This is a genomic window from Kitasatospora sp. McL0602, assembly GCF_052076145.1.
GTDB lineage: Bacteria > Actinomycetota > Actinomycetes > Streptomycetales > Streptomycetaceae > Kitasatospora.
Window position 1 is genome coordinate 3,593,890 of sequence record NZ_CP197246.1, and the last position, 20,105, is coordinate 3,613,994.

A 20,105-nucleotide genomic window follows, 5' to 3' on the forward strand; every position below is an offset into this window, starting at 1 on the left:
AGGAGGTGCGGGCGTGGGACGCAGGATCGCTCCGCTGACGCTGGACAACTTTGCGGATCTCCCGACGACCTGTCGGTCCTGTGTGTTCTGGGAGCTGGACCCGGTCAGTGCCAAGGCGGCCGTCGAATCGGGGAAGGCGGAGGCGGAGAAGGAGAGTTGGATCTCCGCCGTGCTGCTGGAGTGGGGCTCCTGCGGTCGGATCGTCTATGTGGACGACGTCCCGGCGGGGTACGTGCTGTACGCGCCGCCCGCCTACGTACCGCGCTCACTGGCCTTCCCGACCAGTCCGGTGTCGCCCGACGCGGTGCAGCTGATGGTGAGCCGGGTGCTGCCGGGCTACCAGCGGCAGGGGCTGGGGCGGGTGTTGGTGCAGACGGTGGTGAAGGATCTGGTCGGCCGGGGCTTCAAGGCGGTGGAGGCGTTCGGGGCGGTCGGCCGCCAGACGCCGAGCTGTGTGCTACCGGCCGATCATCTGCTGGCGGTGGGCTTCAAGACCGTACGCCCGCACCACCGGTACCCCCGGCTGCGGTTGGAGGCGAGGACGGCGCTCTCCTGGAAGGGCGATGTGGAGACGGCGTTGGAGCGGCTGCTCGGCGGGGCTCGGAAGGAGCCCGCGCTGCGGCCGTTCTGATCCTGTCGGGGAAGCACGGAGGCGGTCCTCCCGGAACTCCGGGGGGACCGCCTCCGTGGGTGGTGCCTGTTCGTGGGTGGTGCTTAGAGGTACTCGGCCAGCTCGCGCAGCAGGGCGGCCTTCGGGCGGGCACCGGTGATGCTCTTCACCAGCTGGCCGCCCTGGTAGACGTTCAGCGTCGGGATGGAGATGACCTGGTAGGCCGCCGCCGTCTCCTGGTTGGCGTCGACGTCGATCTTGACGATCCGCAGCTTGTCGCCGTGCTCGTCCGCGATCTCCTCGAGGATCGGGGCGACCTGGCGGCACGGGCCGCACCAGGTGGCCCAGAAGTCGACCAGGACGGGCTTGTCGCTCTTGAGGACCTCGGCGTCGAAGGTCTCGTCGGTCACGGTAAGGGTGGCGCCGGCCACGGGAACTCCTAAATGGTTGCGGACGAGTGCTGCTCGGGCTGGACTGCCGATGGGCACCTATGGGGTGGACAACAACCAAGGCTGCTGTTCTGTTTCAGCCCCCTCGCGGGGGCCGGGTGTGCGGGGCGGTGGCTCAGACCGCGACGGTGGCGGCCTGGGCCTCCAGGTCGGCCAGCGAGGCGAGGTAGCGCTCGGCGTCCAGGGCCGCGGAGCAGCCGGTGCCGGAGGCGGTGATCGCCTGGCGGTAGGTGTGGTCGACGACGTCACCGGCACCGAAGACGCCGGGGATGTTCGTCCGGGTGGAGGGGGCCTCGACCTTGAGGTAGCCCTCGGCGTCGAGCTCCAGCTGGCCCTTGAAGAGCTCGGTGCGCGGGTCGTGGCCGATCGCGATGAAGAGGCCGGTGACGGGCAGCTCGCGCAGCTCGCCGGTGGTGGTGTCGCGGAGGGTGACACCGGTCAGCTTGGGGTCGCCGTGGATGGCCTCGACGGCGCTGTCCCAGGCGAAGCTGATCTTCGGGTCGGCGAAGGCGCGCTCCTGCATGGCCTTGGAGGCGCGCAGGCTGTCACGGCGGTGGATGACGGTCACGCTGCGGGCGAAGCGGGAGAGGAAGGTGGCCTCCTCCAGTGCGGTGTCACCGCCGCCGACGACGGCGATGTCCTGGTCGCGGAAGAAGAAGCCGTCGCAGGTCGCGCACCAGGAGACGCCGCGGCCCGAGAGCACGTCCTCGCGGGGCAGGCCGAGCTTGCGGTGCTGGGAGCCGGTGGTGACGATGATCGCGCGGGCGCGGTGCACGTTGCCCTCGGAGTCGGTGACGGTCTTGATGTCGCCGGTGAGGTCGACCTCGACGATGTCGTCCGGGATGAGCTCGGCGCCGAAGCGCTCGGCCTGGGCCCGCATGTTGTCCATCAGCTCGGGGCCCATGATGCCGTCCCGGAAGCCGGGGAAGTTCTCGACCTCCGTGGTGTTCATCAGCGCACCGCCGGCGGTGACGGCACCCTCGAAGACCAGCGGCTGGAGGGAGGCTCGGGCGGTGTAGAGCGCGGCGGTGTATCCGGCGGGGCCGGAGCCGATGATGATCACGTTACGGACGTCGCTCACTGCATCTCCTGGTTCGCATCACACGGCCTGGACCGCGGTATGGGCGCTTCTACGGGGAGGGCGCTCCTGCTCCGCCGCCCGGGACAACGACTCACCAGTGTCGCTCATTCCCAGGGGTCCTCGCAGCAGCCGCCCGAGGGGTGGGCTGTGACGTCCCACCGCCCGGTCACCCGAGCGTGCAGGCCAACGCGGCGTACCGACGGCCGTACGGCCCGCCGAGTGGCTCCGACAATGTCAGGAGCTCGGCGGGCCGGGGCGAGCTGACGGCGGGCGTCAGGGCGCGGGGACGGCGCGGTGGAGCACCAGGGTCGCCCCCGGGCAGGACGGTGTGACGAGGTAGACGTCCAGTTGGTCGCTGTGGCCGGCCAGCGGGTACACCAGGACGGTCACCGCGCTGCCCGCGTAGCTGCCCGGGGCCTCGGCGAGCGGTGCCTCGGAGTGGCCGGTGGCCTCGGCGGAGCAGTCGGGCTGGGCCCCGTTCGCGAGCTTGGGAGTGCTGGCAGTGCTGTGCTCGCTCTGCCCGGAATTCGGGGCGAGTGACGTCCGGGCGTCCCTGCCCTCCAGCAGCTGGTGGATCTGCCCGGCCAGACCGGCGTCGGTGTAGCTGGGCAGGCCGCCGGCGGCGGGCTTGGCGACGGCGGCGCTGGCGGCGGCCGTGCCGCCAGTGGGGTGCTGGGGCTGCTGCAGCAGGAACAGGCCGAGCCCGAGGGTGGCGGCCAGGCCGACGGCGCCCAGGCCCAGCAGGGCACGGCGCCGCCGCCGGGGCCGACCGGGGCCGCTGCTGTCGGTCCGGGCGCCGGGCGGGGCGATGGCGGGCTTCGGTACGGGCTTCGGTCCTGGCTTCGGTGCGGTCGTGGGTGTCGGCCTCGGGGCTGCGACGCGGGCTTCCGTCTCGGCGGCCAGGGCGGCGTCGATCCGGGTGGCGATCTCGGCGGGCAGCGGGGGAGCGGGGGCGTTGCCGAGCAGCTCCTGCACCTCGACGAGGGCGGCGACGGTGTCGGCGCAGTCGGCGCAGCCGTCGAGGTGGGTGCGGACGGCCGCTGCCTCGTCCGGGGGGAGGAGGTCCTCGGTGAGGTCCGCGAGGACTTCGATGTCCGGGTGCTGGGTGTCCGGGTGCTGGGTGGACGTCATCGTGAGGTCACGTCTCCTTCCAGTACCTGGGCGGGGCTCGGGGCGGCCGCTGCTGGGACGGAGCCGGGGCCGGTCGGGTTCCCTGCCGGGTCGGTTTCACGTGAAACAGCGTTGGTTTCACGTGAAACCGAGCGCAGGTGGCGCACCAGCGGCAGCAGCCTCGCCCGGCCTCGGGCGCAGCGGCTCTTGACGGTGCCGACGGGCACACCGAGCAGCTCGGCGGCCTCGGCGACGGGGTAGCCCTGCATGTCGACCAGGACGAGCGCGGCGCGCTGCTCGACCGGCAAGGCCGCCAGCGCGGTGGTCACCTCGTGGCGGAGCTCGGCGCGGACGACCGGCGCGTCGGCACCTTCGGTGGTGCCGAGGAGGGTCTCCGGGCTGCCGGGGCTCTCGTCCAGCGAGCGGGTGGGGCGGGCGGCCGAGCGGCGGGCACGGTCCAGGCAGGCGTTGACGACGATGCGGTGCAGCCAGGTGGTGACGGCGGACCGGCCCTCGAAGGTGTGGGCGGCGCGGAAGGCGGAGACCAGGGCGTCCTGGAGGGCGTCAGCGGCCTCCTCGCGGTCACCGAGGGTGCGGAGGGCGACGGCCCAGAGGCGGTCCCGGTGGCGGCGGACGATGACTCCGAAGGCATCCGGGTCGCCTGCCGCGTGCCGGGCGAGCAGATCGGCGTCGCCGAGGCTGTCGAGGTCGTGCGGGTCGTTCAGGTGGTGCGCGTCGTGCGAGCTCGCGTCCGGGGAGGCTGCCTCCATTGCGCTGCCTCCCCTCACGTCCGGCGGATCAGCCGGTGACCTTGATCTCGGCCACCCGGCCCTGGTACTTGCCCTCCACATCCTTGGGCAGGGCGGTCAGCCAGATCAAGAGGTAGCGGGTGTTGACTGCGTGGGCAGGCCTGAGATCGACCTCGGTGCCGGTCGCCTTGGCGACGCTGCTGCCGAAGACGGCGAGCCCCGAAGGACTGGCGGCGGGGGCACTGCCGGTCGAGGCAGGGGTGGCCCGGAGTTCGACCGTGGTGGCGCCGCTCAGCTGGACGTGGACCGAGGAGACGTTGTGCGCCGAGCCGAGGTCGACCAGCAGACCGGTGCCCTCCTTCCACTTCGAGGAGAACGGGTCCTGGTATCCGGCGGTCTGCCAGAGCGTGTCCGGGTTGCCGTCGACGGTGTTGCCGACGGTGTCGGCGTGCTCAGGCAGGTCACCCAGGGCGTTGAACCCCTGGACGCCGGCGATCTTCAGCGGGGCTCCGCTGGGGACGACGGGCAGCGGCGAGGAGCTCTGCACGGTGCCGGTGTGGGTGGTGCCGCTGTCCTGGGTGGAGTTGCTGAGGTGCGTGACGAGCTGCCAGGAGCCGATGCCGATGGCCGCCAGTGCGACGGCCGAGCCCGCCCACTTGGCGATCCTGATCAGGCGGCGCCGACGCCCGCGCCGCCGGGGGCGCGGCGGGGCCGCCTGATCGGGTCGGCCCGGCTGACCGGGGTGACCGGGCCGGCCCTGGTGCCCCGGGTGGCTCAGGTGCTTCGGGAGGACGGTGGTCGCCTCGGGGTACCGGGGAGCGCTGAAGGCGGGCGGGGTGAAGGCGGGCGGCGGGGGCGGCTCGGGCTGACGGACCTTGGGCATCAGGGCGATCGCCTTGGCCAGCTGCTCGGGGCTGGTGATCGGCTCCAGGTGGTGCGGCGGCTGCTCGCAGAGTGCCCGTGCGCAGAGCTCGGAGAGGCCCTTGTGGACGCCCGCCTTGACCTGGTCGGGCGGTACGCAGCCGAGGTCCTTGGGCAGGCCCTGGAGGTCGTACCGGTCCTCGGGGTAGGGCCAGCGGTGGGTCAGCGCGGCGTACAGCAGGGCGCCGACGGCACGGGTGTCGGTCAGCTCGGAGTCGTCGGTCGGGAGGCCGCGCAGGGCGGCGTCGACGGCGATGCCGTTGATCCGGTACTGGCCCGAGTCGGTGCGCAGCACGCACCTCGGGGTGAGGCGCAGGTGGGCCTGCCCGCGTCGGTGGGTGGCGGCGATCGCCTCGGTGACCTGACGGACCATCTGGTACGCGTCGTACGGCTCCAGCGGCCCGTCGGCGAGCAGCTGGGCGAGGTCGGCGGCCTCCGGGAGCCACTCGCGGACGACGTAGACGAGCTCGCCCTCCTGCACGGCGTCGAGCACCTGGACGAAGCGCGGGTCGCCGAGCAGGGCGGCGGCCTTGGCGGCGGCGAGCACGGCGCCGGCGCGCTGGTGCCCGGCGGCGAGCAGGTGGACGCCGACGGCGCGGCGGAGCTTCTCGTCGACGGCCCGCCAGCTGCTGAACGCCTCCGACTGGGTGATGCACTCCTCCAGCCGGTAGCGGCCGCCGACCTTGTCGCCGCTGTGGCGCAGCGGGGCGGGGAGGAGCACCGGGAGCGAGCCGGTGTCCGCGTCGGTGTCGGTGCCAGTGTCGGCGTCGGTGTCGGCGTCGGTGTCGTGATCGGCGTCCGGGTCGGCGAGCGGCTCGGCACCGACCGCCAGTTCGGCGGCGATCTCGGCGGTGGAGAGCGGGGCGGTGGCCTCGGTCGGGCTGTCCGGCTCCGTGTCGACGGCCGGGGGTTGGCTGGGCTGGGTTCGAGCGTTCTGGGGCGCGGCGTCGGGGGTGTCCCCGATCGCCACGGCGAGCGCCGCCTCGTCCGCCTCGGACGTGTCGACGACTGCCTTGGTGCCATCAGCCACCGTGGTCCTGCCTCCCCTTGTATCGCCCCGGTCCGAGAACGTCGGCAGCCGACGCACCCCCGCCAGGGGAGCCGTCGCGTGCCAGGACAATTGTGCCCACTCTTCCTCCCCTGCTACGACCGCATGGAGGGCCTGTTGGTTGCGTCAGGGTGACCAACAGGGGTCCTCACCTGCGAACGGGCCGGATTCGACGAATCTCGCCGAATCCGGCCCGGTGTCCGCCGCCTGAGGGAGCACAGGGCCGTCGGGGCGGCCGTACTGACGACCGGTCAACCGGTCAGCGGCCGAGGCGGCTGCGCACCATGCCGATCATCGCGTTGAGTTCCTCGATCCGCATCCGCTTGGCGACGATCGTGAAGACGGCCAGCTGGAGCCCGCCCGCGACGACGAGGGTGACGACACTGCCCAGCCAGCCGTGGATCAGCCCGCCGAGCAGCAGCCCGGCGGCCACCCCGAGGGCGGCCGCGGGCAGCGAGGCGATCGCGAGCCGGACGTACGTCTTGGCGATCCGCCCGGTGTCGAGCCCGCCGATCTTCGCCTTGAGCTTGGGCACGGCGACGGCGACGCCGACCGCGTAGGCGGCGCCGTAGCCGAGGGCCATGCCGGTGACGGCCCACTGGGCGGGCAGCACCAGGTAGCAGAGGACGGCGGTGACGGCCTGGCAGCCGGCCACCCAGACGGTGTTGGAGAACGGGGTGCGGGTGTCCTCGTACGCGTAGAAGCCGCGCAGCAGCACGTACTGCACGGAGTACGGGATCAGGCCGAGGGCGAAGGCGGAGAGCATGAAGCCGACGGCGGTGGAGCCGTGGGCGACGGAGCCGCCGTTGCCGAGGCCGTAGATCGTGCCGCCGATGGCGGGGCCGAGGGCGAGGAAGAGGAACGCGGCGGGCACGATCGCGACGGCCGAGGTGCGCAGGCCGTAGCTGAGGTCGTCGCGGACGGCGCCCGGGTCCTCGTCGGCGGCGGCGCGGGAGAGCCGGGGCAGCACGGCGCTCATCACCGAGACGGTGACGACGGCCATCGGCAGCTGCCAGATCAGCAGGGCGTTGGAGTACGCGGCCAGGCCGACGCCGAGGTACCCGGCCTTCTCGGCGTCGGCCCCGGCGGCGGTGGCCAGTTGGGTGACGACGAGGTAGCCCGCCTGGTTGGCGAGCACGAAGAGGAAGGTCCACTTGGCGAGCCGGGCGGCCTTGCCCAGGCCGTGGCCGCGCCAGTCGAAGCGGGGCCGGAAGCGGAAGTCGGCGGCGCGCAGGTACGGGACCATCGCCAGGGCCTGCACGGCGAGGCCGAGCAGGGTGCCGATGCCCAGCAGCCGGATGCCCTCGGGGGAGACGCTCGCGGGGGTGACCTCGCTGTGCTCGAAGGTGCCGAAGACCCAGAGGTACATCCCGAAGGTGAAGATCACCACGACGTTGTTGAGGACGGGTGTCCACATCATCGCGCCGAAGCGTCCCCGGGCGTTGAGGATCTGACCCATCACCACGTGCACGCCCATGAAGAAGATGGTCGGCAGGCAGTACCGGGCGAGCGCGACGGTGGTGTCGGCGCTGGCCGGGTCCTTCATCAGGGAGTGCGAGATGAGCTGGACGAGCAGCGGGGCGGCGACGACGGCGACGAACGCGACCCCGGCCAGGCCGGTCATCACCAGGGTGAGCAGCCGGTTAGCGTAGGCGGTGCCGCCGTCCTCGTCGTGCTTCATGCTGCGGACCAGCTGCGGCACGAAGACGGCGTTCAGCGCGCCGCCGCCGATCAGGATGTAGAGCAGGGTCGGCAGGGTGTTGGCGGCGTTGTAGGAGTCGCCCATGGTGCCGACGCCGATCGCGGCGGCGATGACCATGGTGCGCAGGAAGCCGGTGCCCCGGGAGACCAGGGTGCCCGCCGCCATGATCGCGCTGGAGTTCAGTAGGCTGGCGACGCGGTTGCCGCCGCCGCCGTTGCTGCTGCTGGGGCTGCCCTCCTCGGCGGGGGCCTGCGGCTCGTCCGGCACCACGACGGCCGGGGGCAGCTGGACGGCGGCGACCTGGAGGTTGGCCTCCTCCTCGGAGAGCGGCGGGTCGAACTCGATGGGCGGCACGAAGGCCGGCCCGGCGGGCTTCTCCTCGGGCTGCTCCCGGGGCGGCTCATCCGCTGCGCGGGCTCCGAGCAGGGCGTCCACGCCGACGTACTCGGTGGTCTCGGTGTTCCAGGGGGAGCCGCCGGTGCTCACGGGCTCGGCGACCTCGGGGGGCTCGGCGGGAGCCGCGGGGGCGGTCACCGGGGCGAGGGAGGTCCAGTGGGTGGCCGGAGCGGTCAGGTCGGGCTCCGGGTGGCCGTTCTGCTGCGGGGGAAGCGGGGGAAGCGGGGGGAGGGGCGGCAGCGGCGTGGGTGGGGCGGCCGCCCGCAGGCCGTACGGGTCGTCGTCCGGCGCGGCGGTGCCGTAGGCGTCGGCGGCGAACGGGTCCTGCGCGTAGGTGTCCGTCAGGTACCAGTCGGCGGGGGCGGGCTCGGCGGGCTGCGGGGCACCCGCCGGGGCGGCGCCCGCCGACTGGTCACGCCCGCGGGCCTGCGGCCGCTGCTCGCTCCGCTCGCTCATGCCACCTCTTCGCTGCTCGGGGTGGGCCGCCCCGGCGGGGCTGCCTCAGTGACCCACCTTCTCATCACCGGCAGCCGGATCTGCGGCATCTGCGGCCGACTCCGGCTCCGAGTCATCGCCGTCGTCGTCGCCCGCCCCGGTGGTGTCCAGCGGCGCGTCCGGGTCCTCGACGGGCTCGTCGGCGCGCTTCTTGCGCTGGAGGTAGAACCGGCCGGCGGCGAGCAGCATCAGCACCACGCCGCCGCCGATGACGTACAGGACGCCCTGCGTCACGGAGGTGACGTCGACGGTGAACGTCACCGGGTCGCCGTACTCCCCGCCCCCCGGGCCGGTGGTGTAGAGCTGAGCGGTTATCTGCACGGTGCCGTTGACCTGTGCCTCGGCCGGGAAGCGCAGGGTGCGGACGGTGGTGGCGTCGAGGACGACGTCCTCCGGCGGGCCGACGTTGAGGCGGTTCGGCTGGACGGAGGTGAGCCGCAGCTGGAGGTTGCCGACGGCCTGGGTCAGCCCGTTCTTGACGCTGACCAGCAGGGTGCCGGAGTCACCCGGGAGAGTGGTCACGCTCTTCGCCGGGACCTTGACCGCCGAGATCAGGTTGGCCAGGTAGCCCTGCACACCCGACCGGTACGTGTCGCCGGAGTTCGCGGCGTCCCGCCAGGCGGTGGACAGCGAGCGGAGCATCGCCGCGCTGAACGGGCTGCGCACCCGCTGCGGCTGGGTCAGGATCCGCATCAGCTGGTCGAGGCCGCTCTGCATCGACATCACGTCGCCGAGCGCCGAGGCGGGGAGCTCCGAGGAGCGGACCCCGGCGGGGTACTCGCCCAGGCCCGGCACCGTCGTGTTGGCCTCGGGGTTCGCCGCGGCCGTGGCGACGGTGCTCAGCTTGGCGAGGGCGAGCCAGTTGCCGCTCTGCGCGGTGGTGATCGCGTCGGCGAGCGTCCTGGCGGTGTCGAGGGTGAGCTCGCGCGGCGGCATCAGCAGCAGGCTGCGCTGGTCCTGCGGCTGCTGCTGGGTGATCATCAGCGTCTCGGCCAGGAACCGCTGGGTGGCGGCCGTCCGGGCCTGGTCGGTGTTCAGGTCGCGCTGGAACAGCTCCGAGACGGTCTGGTCGGCGGCCACCGCCGTCAGCCCGTTGCCGAGCGGGCGGGCGGCGTTCGGCGTGTAGTTGAGCGAGCTCGGGTCGGGCAGGCTCGCGCCGTTGACCAGCACCAGGTCGTCCCCGGCGGTGCGGGCGACGGCGGTGGTCGGCTGGTCCAGGTAGCCGTCGTACGGCCAGGCGACATTGCCCCGGACATCCACCGAGAGCCGGCCCTCGGCGGTCAGCCGACCGACCGTGCCGGCCTTCTGCAGGGCGGTGTCCACCCCGCTGAGCCCGGCGCCGTTGTGGGCGAGCGAGGCGAGATCCGGGTCCGCGTACGGCAGGGCGACGACCTCGTTGCCCGGCGCGGCGACCGCCGTGCGGAGCATCGCCAGCCAGGCGGCGGCCACGTCCTTGCCGGTGCCCGCGACGGTGTTCTCGTCCAGCGCGGAGTCCTTGCCGGTGCCGGGCTTCTGCACCCGGTACGGCTTGGTCATCGCGTAGACGGCGTCCAGCAGGTCCGGATCGACCACCCAGGTCAGGCCGGGCAGTTTGGCGCCCGTCTCCACCAGCCCGTAGAGCCGCCCGCCCTTGGCGAGGTCCTTGGCCAGGGTGTCGTCGCGCAGGACGGGCGTCTGCTCGTTGTCCTGCATGGTCTGGGCGACCAGCTCCGGCGTGTGTGTGAGCGGCCAGAGCGCGGCGATCTGGGTCTTCTGCGGTGCGGCCGGAGTGTTGTACGGGAGGAAGGTCCGGGCGATGCCGACGGGGTGCGACACCTCCTTGTCCTCGGTGGTGCCCCAGACGTCGACGGCCAGCTCGTACACCCCCGCGTCGGTGATCCGCAGATCCGACGGCGAGATGTGGACGCTGAAGTCGCGGGTCTGACCGGCCGGGAGGTCGCCGAGCTGGAAGTCCGTCGAGGGCAGGTCGTTGCCGTCGGTGCTGGTCGGGTCGGTGCGGGTGGCGACCAGGCTGAGATCGCTGCGGGTGTGCAGCGGCTTCCTGCTGAGCGGGACGCGGATCGCCGCGTGCGCGGCCTTGACCTCGGCGCCGCCGGAGTTGGTGACCTTGCCGGTGATGATCACGCTGCCGGTGGCCTGGTCGGCGATCCTCGGGGTGACGGTGTCGATCACCACCGTCGCCGGGTACTGCGGGGAGGCGGTGGCGAAGGCGTGCCGGTCCGTGCCGGCCGCCAGCGCCGGGACGGTCGTGGTGAGCAGCGCGGCGCCGGTGGTGAGCAGCGCGGCGAGCCGCCTGACGGTCCGTCGGGCCTGCCCTGCGCGCTCGGTGCGCAGGGGGGCCGCATCGCGCAGCGAGTCCCCTCCGACGGTTCGCTCGCTCCGCTCGCTCACGCGCTCAGCCCTCGCCGTTTCTCGATCTGGTCCGTGGGTGGGTCAACAGCATCTTCGGTGTCTTCTGAACCGAACAGAGCCGGAGCTGTCCCACCGGCATGGTAACGACGTCACGAGGCCCGCAGTGTTGCGGGCCCTGAGCTGAAGGGGCACGCGGCCCGGCCCGGCCCGCGGGAAAACCGGCGGGCGGGCGGGGAGCTGAGCCACGTACCCTTGTGTGCCGTGTCCACTGCCAATGAGTCCACTGCCCATTCCAGCGCTGATCGTGCCGGTACCGCCACGCCCGTCGCGGGCTCCGTCGCCGCCTCCGTGGCCGTCCCGGGCCTGAGCGAGGCCCAGGCCCTCGGCCTGCAGGAGCTGCTCCGGGTCTCCCCGGTCGCCGACGAGATCGCCCGTCGCTTCCACGCGGCGGGCCACCGGCTGGCCCTGGTCGGAGGCTCCGTCCGGGACGCGCTGCTGGGCAGGCTCGGCAACGACCTCGACTTCACCACCGACGCCCGGCCCGAGCAGGTGCTGAAGCTCGTCCGGGGCTGGGCGGACGCGGTCTGGGACGTCGGCATCGCGTTCGGCACCGTGGGCGCCCGCAAGGACACCTCCGACGGCAGCTTCCTGATCGAGATCACCACCTACCGCTCGGAGGCGTACGACCGCACCTCGCGCAAGCCCGAGGTCACGTACGGCGACACCATCGAGCAGGATCTCGTCCGCCGCGACTTCACCGTCAACGCGATGGCCGTCGACCTGCCCGGTCGGGGCTTCGTCGACCCGCACCACGGCCTGGACGACCTGGAGGCCCGCGTCCTGCGGACGCCCGCGACGCCGGAGGAGTCCTTCTCGGACGACCCGCTGCGGATGATGCGGGCCGCCCGCTTCGCCGCCCAGCTGGACTTCACCCCCGCCCCCGAGGTCGTCGCCGCGATGACCGCGATGGCCGAGCGGATCACCATCGTCTCCGCCGAGCGGGTGCAGGCCGAGCTCAACAAGCTGCTGCTGGCCGAGCACCCGGTCAAGGGCCTGCGGCTGCTGGTCGACACCGGCCTCGCCGACCACGTGCTGCCCGAGCTCCCGGCACTGCGCCTGGAGGCCGACGAGCACCACCGGCACAAGGACGTCTACGAGCACTCGCTGACCGTCCTGGAGCAGGCCGTCGACCTGGAGCAGGACGGGCCCGACCTCGTGCTGCGGCTGGCCGCCCTGCTGCACGACATCGGCAAGCCGCGCACCCGCCGCTTCGAGTCCGACGGCCGGGTCTCCTTCCACCACCACGAGGTGGTCGGCGCGAAGATGACCCGCAAGCGGATGCGCGACCTCAAGTACTCCAAGGAGCTGGTCGACGAGGTCTCCCAGCTGGTCGAGCTGCACCTGCGCTTCCACGGCTACGGCGGCGGCGAGTGGACGGACTCCGCCGTCCGCCGCTACGTCACCGACGCGGGCCCGCTGCTGGAGCGCCTCCACAAGCTGACCCGCTCCGACTGCACCACCCGCAACCGCAAGAAGGCCGCCGCGCTCTCCCGCACGTACGACTCGCTGGAGATCCGGATCGCCGAACTCAAGGAGCGGGAGGAGCTCGACGCGATCCGGCCGGCCCTGGACGGCAACGAGATCATGACCCTCCTCGACCTGAAGCCGGGGCCGCTGGTCGGCAAGGCCTACAAGCACATGCTCGAACTCCGGCTGGAGCACGGGCCGCTGGAGCACGAGGCAGCCGTCGCGGCGCTGCGCGAGTGGTGGGCGGAGCAGCAGTAGTTCGAAGGGCGCCGTTTTTTCGACGGAAAATCGATCGAACGTGAGTTGCTTTAGCCGCGGGTTAGCACTTGCGCTCGAACGAGCGGTACCGATCGGTAGGTCGTACTGCCCGATCAGCGGCCTCGTTGCTCCATCCGAGGGAAGGGACGGTCCCCTCCCTCGGAAGGAGACATGGCCATGGCCATCGAAGCGGTGCTGTTGGAGTCCCCGACCATGCGAGCCACCGTCGCCGACCGGGTCGAGGTCCTCGACCGCGTCCGGGCGCTGACGCTGCTGCCGGACGGGGTGCACGTGACGTCGGAGGGGGTCGCCTCCTACTTCGAGGTGGAGGAAAAGGCGATCCGCTCGATGGTCATCGACCACAGGGCGGAGCTGACCGCCAACGGGTACACGGTCATCACGGGCGGCCGACTGAGCGCCTTCAAGGCGCTCAGTGAGCTGCACACCCGCGCACGGGCTCTCGCGCTGTTCAACCGGCGCACGGTGCTGAACGTCGCGATGTTGCTGAGGGACAGCGAGATCGCGCGTCAGGTGCGGTTCTACCTGCTGGACGCCGAGGAGAGCATGCGAGTCCAGCCTGTGGAAAACCACGTCGGAGGGGCTGTGGACAACCCGCCGCTGGTCCCCGGAAGCGTCGACGAGGCGGTCTCGCGGCTCGCGGAGCGGGTGGTGCAGAACGTCATCACCAGGTCGGTGACCCCGCTGCTGAATGCGTTGGTGCTGGAGGTCGGCAGCAACAGCCGAAAGCTGGACGCCGTCGTGGACCGCGTCGACCGGCTGGAGCGGATCGTGCTGGACGACGAGGAGAAGGCGATCGCCCGGCGGAGGATGCGGCTCCTGCGCGCGCTGGACGAGGGGGTGGAGGGGGCGCCGGAGCAGCTGCTCCGCTGAATTAGTTGAGGGTTGTCTGACTTCCTTGGAGGAAGTCAGACAACCCTCAACAACTCGGGGGCGTCCGGCGGGCGGCGCGGCCGTAGAGGGCGGCGGTGAGGGCGTAGACCAGGGCCACGCCGATCAGGACGGCGGGGGAGCGGCCGTCCAGGGGGAGGACCAGGGCGGTGACGGCGGCTGCGGCGACGAACGCCAGGTTGAAGAGGACGTCGTAGATGGCGAAGACCCGGCCTCGGAACTCGTCCTCGACGGACTCCTGGACGAGGGTGTCGGCGCAGATCTTGGTGCCCTGGGTGACCACGCCGAGCAGCAGGGCGGTGAGCATGGTCGGCCCGACGGCGAAGAGCAGGCCGAGGGCGGGGACGAAGACGGCGGCCAGTGCCGAGCAGGCCGTGAGCCAGCCGGGGACGCCGAGCCGGCGGGTGCACCAGGGGCTGATGACGGCGGCGAGGAAGAAGCCGACGGCCGAGACGGCGACGGTCTTGCCGAGGGTGGCCATCCCGGCGGTGCTGTCGGCGGGGTCGTTGAAGGTGTAGCGGGAGAGCATCAGGACGGTGACGACCAGGACGCCGTAGCAGAACCGGGAGACGGTGACGGCGGCCAGTGCGTGCACGGCGGGGCGGCAGTCGCGGACGAGGTGCCGGACACCGCCGGTCAGCTCGTGGGCGGTCTGCCGCAGGGCCCGGTGCAGCGGGAGGTGGTCGGTGCGGATGTCGGGGCCGAGCAGGTCGGGGGCCATCCGGGCGGCGGCCAGCGAGGCGGAGAGGTAGAGCAGGGCGGCGAGGGTGACCAAAATGGCGTCGGCCGCCGGGCCGGGCGGCAGGACCTGGTGGACGAGGAAGCCGATGCCGCCGCCGCTGGCCGCCGCGACGGTGCCCAGGGTGGGGGAGAGCGAGTTGGCGGTGACCAGCTGCCCCTGGTCGACGACCCGGGGGAGTGCTGCGGACAGCCCGGCCAGGATGAACCGGTTGAGGGCCGTGACCAGCAGCGCGGCACCGAAGAACAGCCACTCGGGGGCGCGGGCGAGCAGCAGCCCGCCGGTGACCAGCCCGAGGCCGAACCGGGCCAGGTTGCCGAGGTAGAGCACCTGGCGGCGGCGCCAACGGTCCAGCAGCACCCCGGCGAACGGCCCGATCACCGAGAACGGCAGCAGCAGCACCGCGAGCATCGAGGCGATGTCCGCGGGGCTCGCCTGCCGCTCCGGCGAGAAGATCACGTACGAGGCCAGCGAGACCTGGAAGACACCGTCGGAGAGCTGCGAGAGCACCCGGGCCGTCAGCAGCCGCCGGAAGTCGCGCCCACGGAGCAGCCCGCCGACGGTGGCGCGCCCTGGACGCGGGTCGCTGCCGTGCGCGGTGCTGCTGTTCTCCGTGAGAGCCACCCGCCCAGGGTGCCATGCCGGGTGGCGCTGTTTCACGTGAAACATGACGGAGCAGAGCCGGAAATGCCCGAAGGGTCCAGGTGACATGTCACCTGGACCCTTCGAAGGGAGAACTAAAGCGCTCAGCGCTCGATCTCACCCTTGATGAACTTCTCGACGTTGTCGCGGGCCTCGTCGTCGAAGTACTGCACCGGCGGGGACTTCATGAAGTACGAGGACGCGGAGAGGATCGGGCCACCGATGCCCCGGTCCAGCGCGATCTTCGCGGCACGGACGGCGTCGATGATGACACCGGCCGAGTTCGGGGAGTCCCAGACCTCGAGCTTGTACTCCAGGTTCAGCGGCACGTTGCCGAAGGCGCGACCCTCGAGGCGGACGTACGCCCACTTGCGGTCGTCGAGCCACGCGACGTAGTCGGACGGGCCGATGTGGACGTTCTTGGCGCCCAGGTCGCGGTCGCGGACCTGGGAGGTGACGGCCTGGGTCTTCGAGATCTTCTTCGACTCGAGGCGGTCACGCTCGAGCATGTTCTTGAAGTCCATGTTGCCGCCGACGTTCAGCTGCATGGTGCGCTCGAGCAGGACACCGCGGTCCTCGAAGAGCTTCGCCATCACGCGGTGCGTGATGGTCGCGCCGACCTGCGACTTGATGTCGTCGCCGACGATCGGCACGCCGGCCTCGGTGAACTTGTCAGCCCACTCCTTGGTGCCGGCGATGAACACCGGGAGGGCGTTGACGAAGCCGACCTTGGCGTCGATGGCGCACTGCGCGTAGAACTTCGCAGCGTCCTCGGAGCCGACGGGCAGGTAGCAGACGAGGACGTCGACCTGGCGGTCCTTCAGGACCTGGACGACGTCGACGGGCTCCTCGGAGGACTGCTCGATGGTCTCGAGGTAGTACTTGCCGAGGCCGTCGAGGGTGTGGCCACGCTGCACGGTGACGCCGGTCGGCGGCACGTCGCAGATCTTGATGGTGTTGTTCTCGCTGGCGCCGATGGCGTCGGCGAGGTCGAAGCCGACCTTCTTGGCGTCGACGTCGAAGGCGGCGACGAACTCGACGTCCTTCACGTGGTAGTCGCCGAACTGGACGTGCATCAGGCCGGGGACCTTACCGGCCGGGTCGGCGTCCTTGTAGAACTCGACACCCTGCACCAGCGACGCGGCGCAGTTGCCGACGCCCACGATGGCTACGCGAACCGAACCCATTCCGGTTGCTCCCTGTGTTCATGAGGCCCGCCGGAGAACCGGCGCTCCTCGCTTCAACTTCTGGTCATGATGTTCGACGGGCGCGATGCGCCCAGTCCCGCCGCACGCGCGGAGCGAACGGGATGTCAGCGCTCCTAGGCGGAGCGCCCCGGGCGGTCGTGCGGTGGCCTCGGCGGGTCCGAGGACCCGGCCTCCTGGCCACGGCCGTCCGAAGTAGTGGTTTCAGCAGCGCCGGTGCGGCCGGTGCGGTTGGCCCGCTCGGTCTCGATCAGCTCGCCGAGCCAGCGGACCTCGCGCTCCACCGACTCAAGGCCGTGCCGCTGGAGTTCGAGGGTGTAGTCGTCGAACCGCTCGCGGGTGCGGGCGATCGAGCTGCGCATCCGCTCCAGCCGCTCCTCCAGCCGGCTGCGGCGTCCTTCCAGGACGCGCATCCGCACGGCTCGGTCGGTCTGGCCGAAGAACGCGAAGCGCACCCCGAAGTGCTCGTCCTCCCAGGCGTCCGGGCCGGAGTCGGCGAGCAACTCCTCGAAGCGCTGCTTGCCGTCGGCCGCGAGCCGGTAGACGATCTTCGACCGCTTGCCGTTGAGCGCGGTGGCCGGGACGTACTCGGTGTCCGGGTTGTCCTCGACCAGGAAGCCCTGGGCCACCAGGCTCTTCAGGCAGGGGTACAGCGTGCCGTACGAGAACGCCCGGAACGAACCGAGCAGGACGTTGAGGCGCTTGCGCAGCTCGTAGCCGTGCATCGGGGCGTCGTGGAGCAGGCCGAGTACGGCGAATTCCAGTACTCCGGAGCGTCTGGTCATGCCGTCCTGCCCTCCCGCCCTGCCGTCGGTCCGGCGGTGGTGCCGCCGGTGCTGCCGTCATCGTATGCCGTCTCGATGTATCGGCTCGATATATCGAGAACAGTAAACCTGGGTCACGAAACGGGCAAGGGGGACGCGGGTGAATGTGATCACAGACGCCGGAAGCTTCGTCAGGTCGCCGCCGGAGCGGGTCTGCGGGCGGTTCAGCGGCACTAGGGTGCCCCGGATCGCAACGGGGAGGTAATGATCTGGCGACGGTTTGCGGGGTTATGCATCTGATGACCGTTTAGTACCGAATTACAGGTGCGTACGCTGTCGCGTGTGCACGAGGACCTCCTCCCGGGGACAAGGCGGTTGCGGGCATCGGAAGTGAACCCTGCCCTCAGGCCTGAGTGGCCTGACCGAGGAGTTGCTGGAAGATGAGCGAACATCGGCGGAGGTCGTCCAACCCGGGCGGCGGTGAGCAGCCCCCGGGCCGTGGAGCACCGGACGGGCACCCGTACGCCTACGGGTCGCCGCCCGAGGGCGCACCCAGGTACGACCGGCCGCGTCCGGCTGCCCGGCAGACGGCGCAGCAGCCCCGGATGACCAGGGCCGAGATGCGCAAGCAGTCCGGGAAGGCGGGCCGGGGCAAGCAGACGAGCACGGCCGCCTCCGGCCAGATCGGCCGGGCCGACGGCGGCAAGGGCGGCAGCGGCGGGCCGGGGAAGAAGCGGTTCATCGACTACCCCCGCTTCGGCAAGCAGGGGGTCTGGCGCTGGATGCCCTCCTGGAAGCAGATCCTGACGGCCGTCCTGGTCTTCTTCGGCAGCTGCGTCGCGGCGATCGGCATCGCGTACGCGAACACCGACGTCCCGGACCCGAAGGCCGTGGTCAAGGACCAGAACAACATCTACTACTGGCAGGACGGGACGGAGATGACCCGCCAGGGGTCGACCAACCGTCAGATCGTCCAGCTGGGGGAGATCAGCCCGAACGCCCGCAAGGCCGTGATCGCCGCCGAGAACGAGACCTTCGAGACGGACAGCGGCATCGACCCCAAGGGCATCGCGCGCGCCATCTACAACATGGCGACGGGTGGTCAGACCCAGGGTGGTTCGACCATCACCCAGCAGTACGTGAAGAACACCTACCTGAGCCAGGAGCAGACGCTCAGCCGCAAGGTGGACGAGCTCTTCATCACGCTGAAGGTCAATCAGGAGAAGTCCAAGGACGAGATCCTGACGGACTACCTGAACACCAGCTGGTTCGGCCGCAACGCGACGGGCATCCAGGCCGCCGCGCAGGCGTACTACGGCGTGGACGCGAAGAACCTCGACGTCTGCCAGAGCGCGATGCTGGCCGGCCTGCTCAAGGGCGCGGCCCTCTACGACCCGACCATCGCGGCCAACAAGCCGCGCATGGTCGAGCGGTGGAACTGGATCCTGGGCCGGATGGTGATCACCAAGGCGATCACCCCGGAGGAGAAGGCCAAGTGTGCGACCTTCCCGGAGCCGATCCCGAAGAAGGCCGCGGCCAACATGAACGGTGAGATCAGCTACCTGGTCGACACCGCGAACAAGTACGTGCTGGGCAAGGACCCGAAGCTCACCCAGGCCATCCTGGACCGCGGTGGCTTCCAGATCTACACGACCTTCGACAAGGGCAAGGTCGACGCGCTCAAGAAGGCCGTCGACGACGTGAAGTCGGAGACGCTCAACGCGCAGAAGCGCCCGACGACGGACACCTTCGTCCAGGTGGGTGCGGCCTCGGTGGTGCCGAACGACGGCGCGATCGTCGCCATCTACGGCGGTGACGGCGTGGAGAACAAGCACTACACCAACAACGCCGACGGTTTCGGTGTGCCGGTCGGCTCGACCTTCAAGCCCTTCGTGCTGGCCACCGCGATGCAGACGGGTGTGCTCACCAAGAAGGGCCCGGACGGCGGGCCCGCCAAGATCAGCCCGGACAGCCGCTACCTGGCCGACGACATGGCCCAGATCTACCGGGCCGACGGCTCGCCGGCCATGGAGAACGGCAAGCCCTACCACCAGAAGAACGACAGCACGGGCGACAAGGGCTACGTCACGCTGAAGACCGCCATGCAGTACTCGTACAACGTCCCGTTCGTGCAGCTCGGCCAGGACGTCGGCGGCAACAACGTCAAGGACATGCTGATCAAGCTCGGCTTGGTCAAGCAGGACCAGAAGCCGGACCCGCTCGCGCCGCCCTCCACCCTGACCTTCCCGCTCGGCACCTCGACGCCCAGCGCGATCCGGATGGCCTCGGCGTACTCGGTCTTCGCGGCCCAGGGCCAGCAGACCGACCCGTACTCGGTGCTCAAGCTCGTCCAGGACGGCGTTCAGCAGCCGAACTTCGACAAGCCGAAGGCGAGGACGGCGCTGGACCAGGCCGTCGCGAACAGCATCACGGACGTGCTGCAGAACGTGGCGGAGAACGGCACCGGCAAGAAGACCAACGAGCTGGGCCGCCCGGTCGCGGGCAAGACCGGTACCACCGACGCCGGCACCTCGGCCTGGTGGGTCGGCTACACCCCGCAGCTGGCCACCTCGGTCGGCATGTGGCGCGAGGAGCCGGGCAAGCCCGGTCTGCTCTCGCTGGACGGCACCGCCGGTCACCCCTCGGTGCACGGTGGTGACTTCCCGACCGACATCTTCACCCGCTACATGAAGGTCGCGCTGAACGGCCAGGAGAAGCTGGACTTCCCGACCGCACAGCCGGTCGGCGAGACCGTCAACTCCTCGGGCGCCCCGTCGACCGACTCGCCGTCGCCCTCGCCGTCCGACTCGCCGTCGACGGCCAGCGCGCCGGCCAGCCTGCCGCCGGTCACCACGCCGAGCCCCAGCGCCAGCCGGTCGGCCAGCCCGAGCAGCTCGCCGAGCGCCTCCTCGACCTGTCTGCTCGGCCTGTGCGACTCGCCCCCGCCGGTGCCCTCGCCCTCGCCGAGCCGGACGAGGCCGGGCCCGCCCTCCTCACCACCCGCCTCACCCAGCTCGACCGGCCCGGGGCTGAGCGGCAACTCACCGGGCTGACCGGCAGCCCGCCCGGTTGACCGGGCCCCGCACCGGACGGCGGCTCTCCCCTCGGGAGGGCCGCCGTCGGCGTTCCCGGGGCCCGGGGGCGGTGC

The 20,105-nt window shown here is 71.3% G+C and carries 14 protein-coding genes; 4 read left to right on the forward strand and 10 right to left on the reverse strand.

Annotated features, from left to right (window positions below):
* The first annotated feature begins 13 nt into the window (after positions 1-13).
* The gene (locus ACR68M_RS16315; RefSeq protein ID WP_441251235.1) at positions 14-631 is read left to right on the forward strand and encodes a GNAT family N-acetyltransferase; all 618 of its coding nucleotides are present in this window, start codon (positions 14-16) and stop codon (positions 629-631) included.
* A gap of 83 nt (positions 632-714) precedes the next feature.
* Here ACR68M_RS16315 and trxA read toward each other — a convergent pair whose 3' ends face one another.
* The 7 genes from trxA to ACR68M_RS16350 form a co-directional block, all read right to left on the reverse strand.
* Positions 715-1,041 (reverse strand): thioredoxin, encoded by a 327-nt coding sequence (gene trxA, locus ACR68M_RS16320; RefSeq protein WP_441251236.1) that lies wholly within the window; start codon positions 1,039-1,041, stop codon positions 715-717.
* A 133-nt stretch (positions 1,042-1,174) separates the two neighbouring features.
* Positions 1,175-2,140 carry a thioredoxin-disulfide reductase gene (gene trxB, locus ACR68M_RS16325; RefSeq protein WP_441251237.1) on the reverse strand — a complete coding sequence of 322 codons (966 nt, stop codon included), beginning with the start codon at positions 2,138-2,140 and terminating at the stop codon, positions 1,175-1,177.
* Between the two features lie 273 nt (positions 2,141-2,413).
* The gene (locus tag ACR68M_RS16330; RefSeq protein WP_441251238.1) at positions 2,414-3,271 is read right to left on the reverse strand and encodes an anti-sigma factor family protein; all 858 of its coding nucleotides are present in this window, start codon (positions 3,269-3,271) and stop codon (positions 2,414-2,416) included.
* A complete protein-coding gene (sigM, locus tag ACR68M_RS16335) occupies positions 3,268-4,020 on the reverse strand; it encodes an RNA polymerase sigma factor SigM (RefSeq protein WP_441251239.1) in 753 nt (250 codons plus the stop codon). The genes ACR68M_RS16330 and sigM overlap by 4 nt, the downstream gene beginning before the upstream one ends.
* A gap of 28 nt (positions 4,021-4,048) precedes the next feature.
* Complete coding sequence (locus tag ACR68M_RS16340; RefSeq protein WP_441251240.1) at positions 4,049-5,950, reverse strand: protein kinase family protein; 1,902 nt, start codon at positions 5,948-5,950, stop codon at positions 4,049-4,051.
* 277 nt (positions 5,951-6,227) lie between these two features.
* Entirely contained in the window at positions 6,228-8,522 is a 2,295-nt protein-coding gene (gene murJ / locus ACR68M_RS16345) for a murein biosynthesis integral membrane protein MurJ (protein WP_441251241.1), read from the reverse strand.
* 45 nt (positions 8,523-8,567) lie between these two features.
* The gene (locus tag ACR68M_RS16350; protein WP_441251242.1) at positions 8,568-10,952 is read right to left on the reverse strand and encodes a DUF6049 family protein; all 2,385 of its coding nucleotides are present in this window, start codon (positions 10,950-10,952) and stop codon (positions 8,568-8,570) included.
* Positions 10,953-11,261: 309 nt separating this feature from the next.
* Here ACR68M_RS16350 and ACR68M_RS16355 point away from each other — a divergent pair, with 309 nt between their 5' ends.
* Both ACR68M_RS16355 and ACR68M_RS16360 read left to right on the forward strand, forming a co-directional pair.
* Positions 11,262-12,698, forward strand: coding sequence for a CCA tRNA nucleotidyltransferase (locus tag ACR68M_RS16355; RefSeq protein ID WP_441251627.1), 1,437 nt, complete (start codon positions 11,262-11,264; stop codon positions 12,696-12,698).
* 177 nt (positions 12,699-12,875) lie between these two features.
* Entirely contained in the window at positions 12,876-13,589 is a 714-nt protein-coding gene (locus ACR68M_RS16360; RefSeq protein WP_441251243.1) for a restriction endonuclease, read from the forward strand.
* A 46-nt stretch (positions 13,590-13,635) separates the two neighbouring features.
* Here ACR68M_RS16360 and ACR68M_RS16365 read toward each other — a convergent pair whose 3' ends face one another.
* The 3 genes from ACR68M_RS16365 to ACR68M_RS16375 all read right to left on the reverse strand — a co-directional run bounded on the left by ACR68M_RS16365 (position 13,636) and on the right by ACR68M_RS16375 (position 16,978).
* Entirely contained in the window at positions 13,636-14,898 is a 1,263-nt protein-coding gene (locus tag ACR68M_RS16365) for an MFS transporter (RefSeq protein WP_441251628.1), read from the reverse strand.
* Positions 14,899-15,092: 194 nt separating this feature from the next.
* The gene (locus ACR68M_RS16370) at positions 15,093-16,175 is read right to left on the reverse strand and encodes an inositol-3-phosphate synthase (RefSeq protein WP_441251244.1); all 1,083 of its coding nucleotides are present in this window, start codon (positions 16,173-16,175) and stop codon (positions 15,093-15,095) included.
* Between the two features lie 134 nt (positions 16,176-16,309).
* Positions 16,310-16,978, reverse strand: coding sequence for a PadR family transcriptional regulator (locus ACR68M_RS16375; RefSeq protein WP_441251245.1), 669 nt, complete (start codon positions 16,976-16,978; stop codon positions 16,310-16,312).
* A gap of 419 nt (positions 16,979-17,397) precedes the next feature.
* Between ACR68M_RS16375 and ACR68M_RS16380 the strand changes: the two genes are divergently transcribed.
* On the forward strand, positions 17,398-20,010 hold the full coding sequence (locus ACR68M_RS16380) for a transglycosylase domain-containing protein (protein WP_441251246.1): 2,613 nt from the start codon (positions 17,398-17,400) through the stop codon (positions 20,008-20,010).
* Positions 20,011-20,105 lie beyond the last annotated feature (95 nt).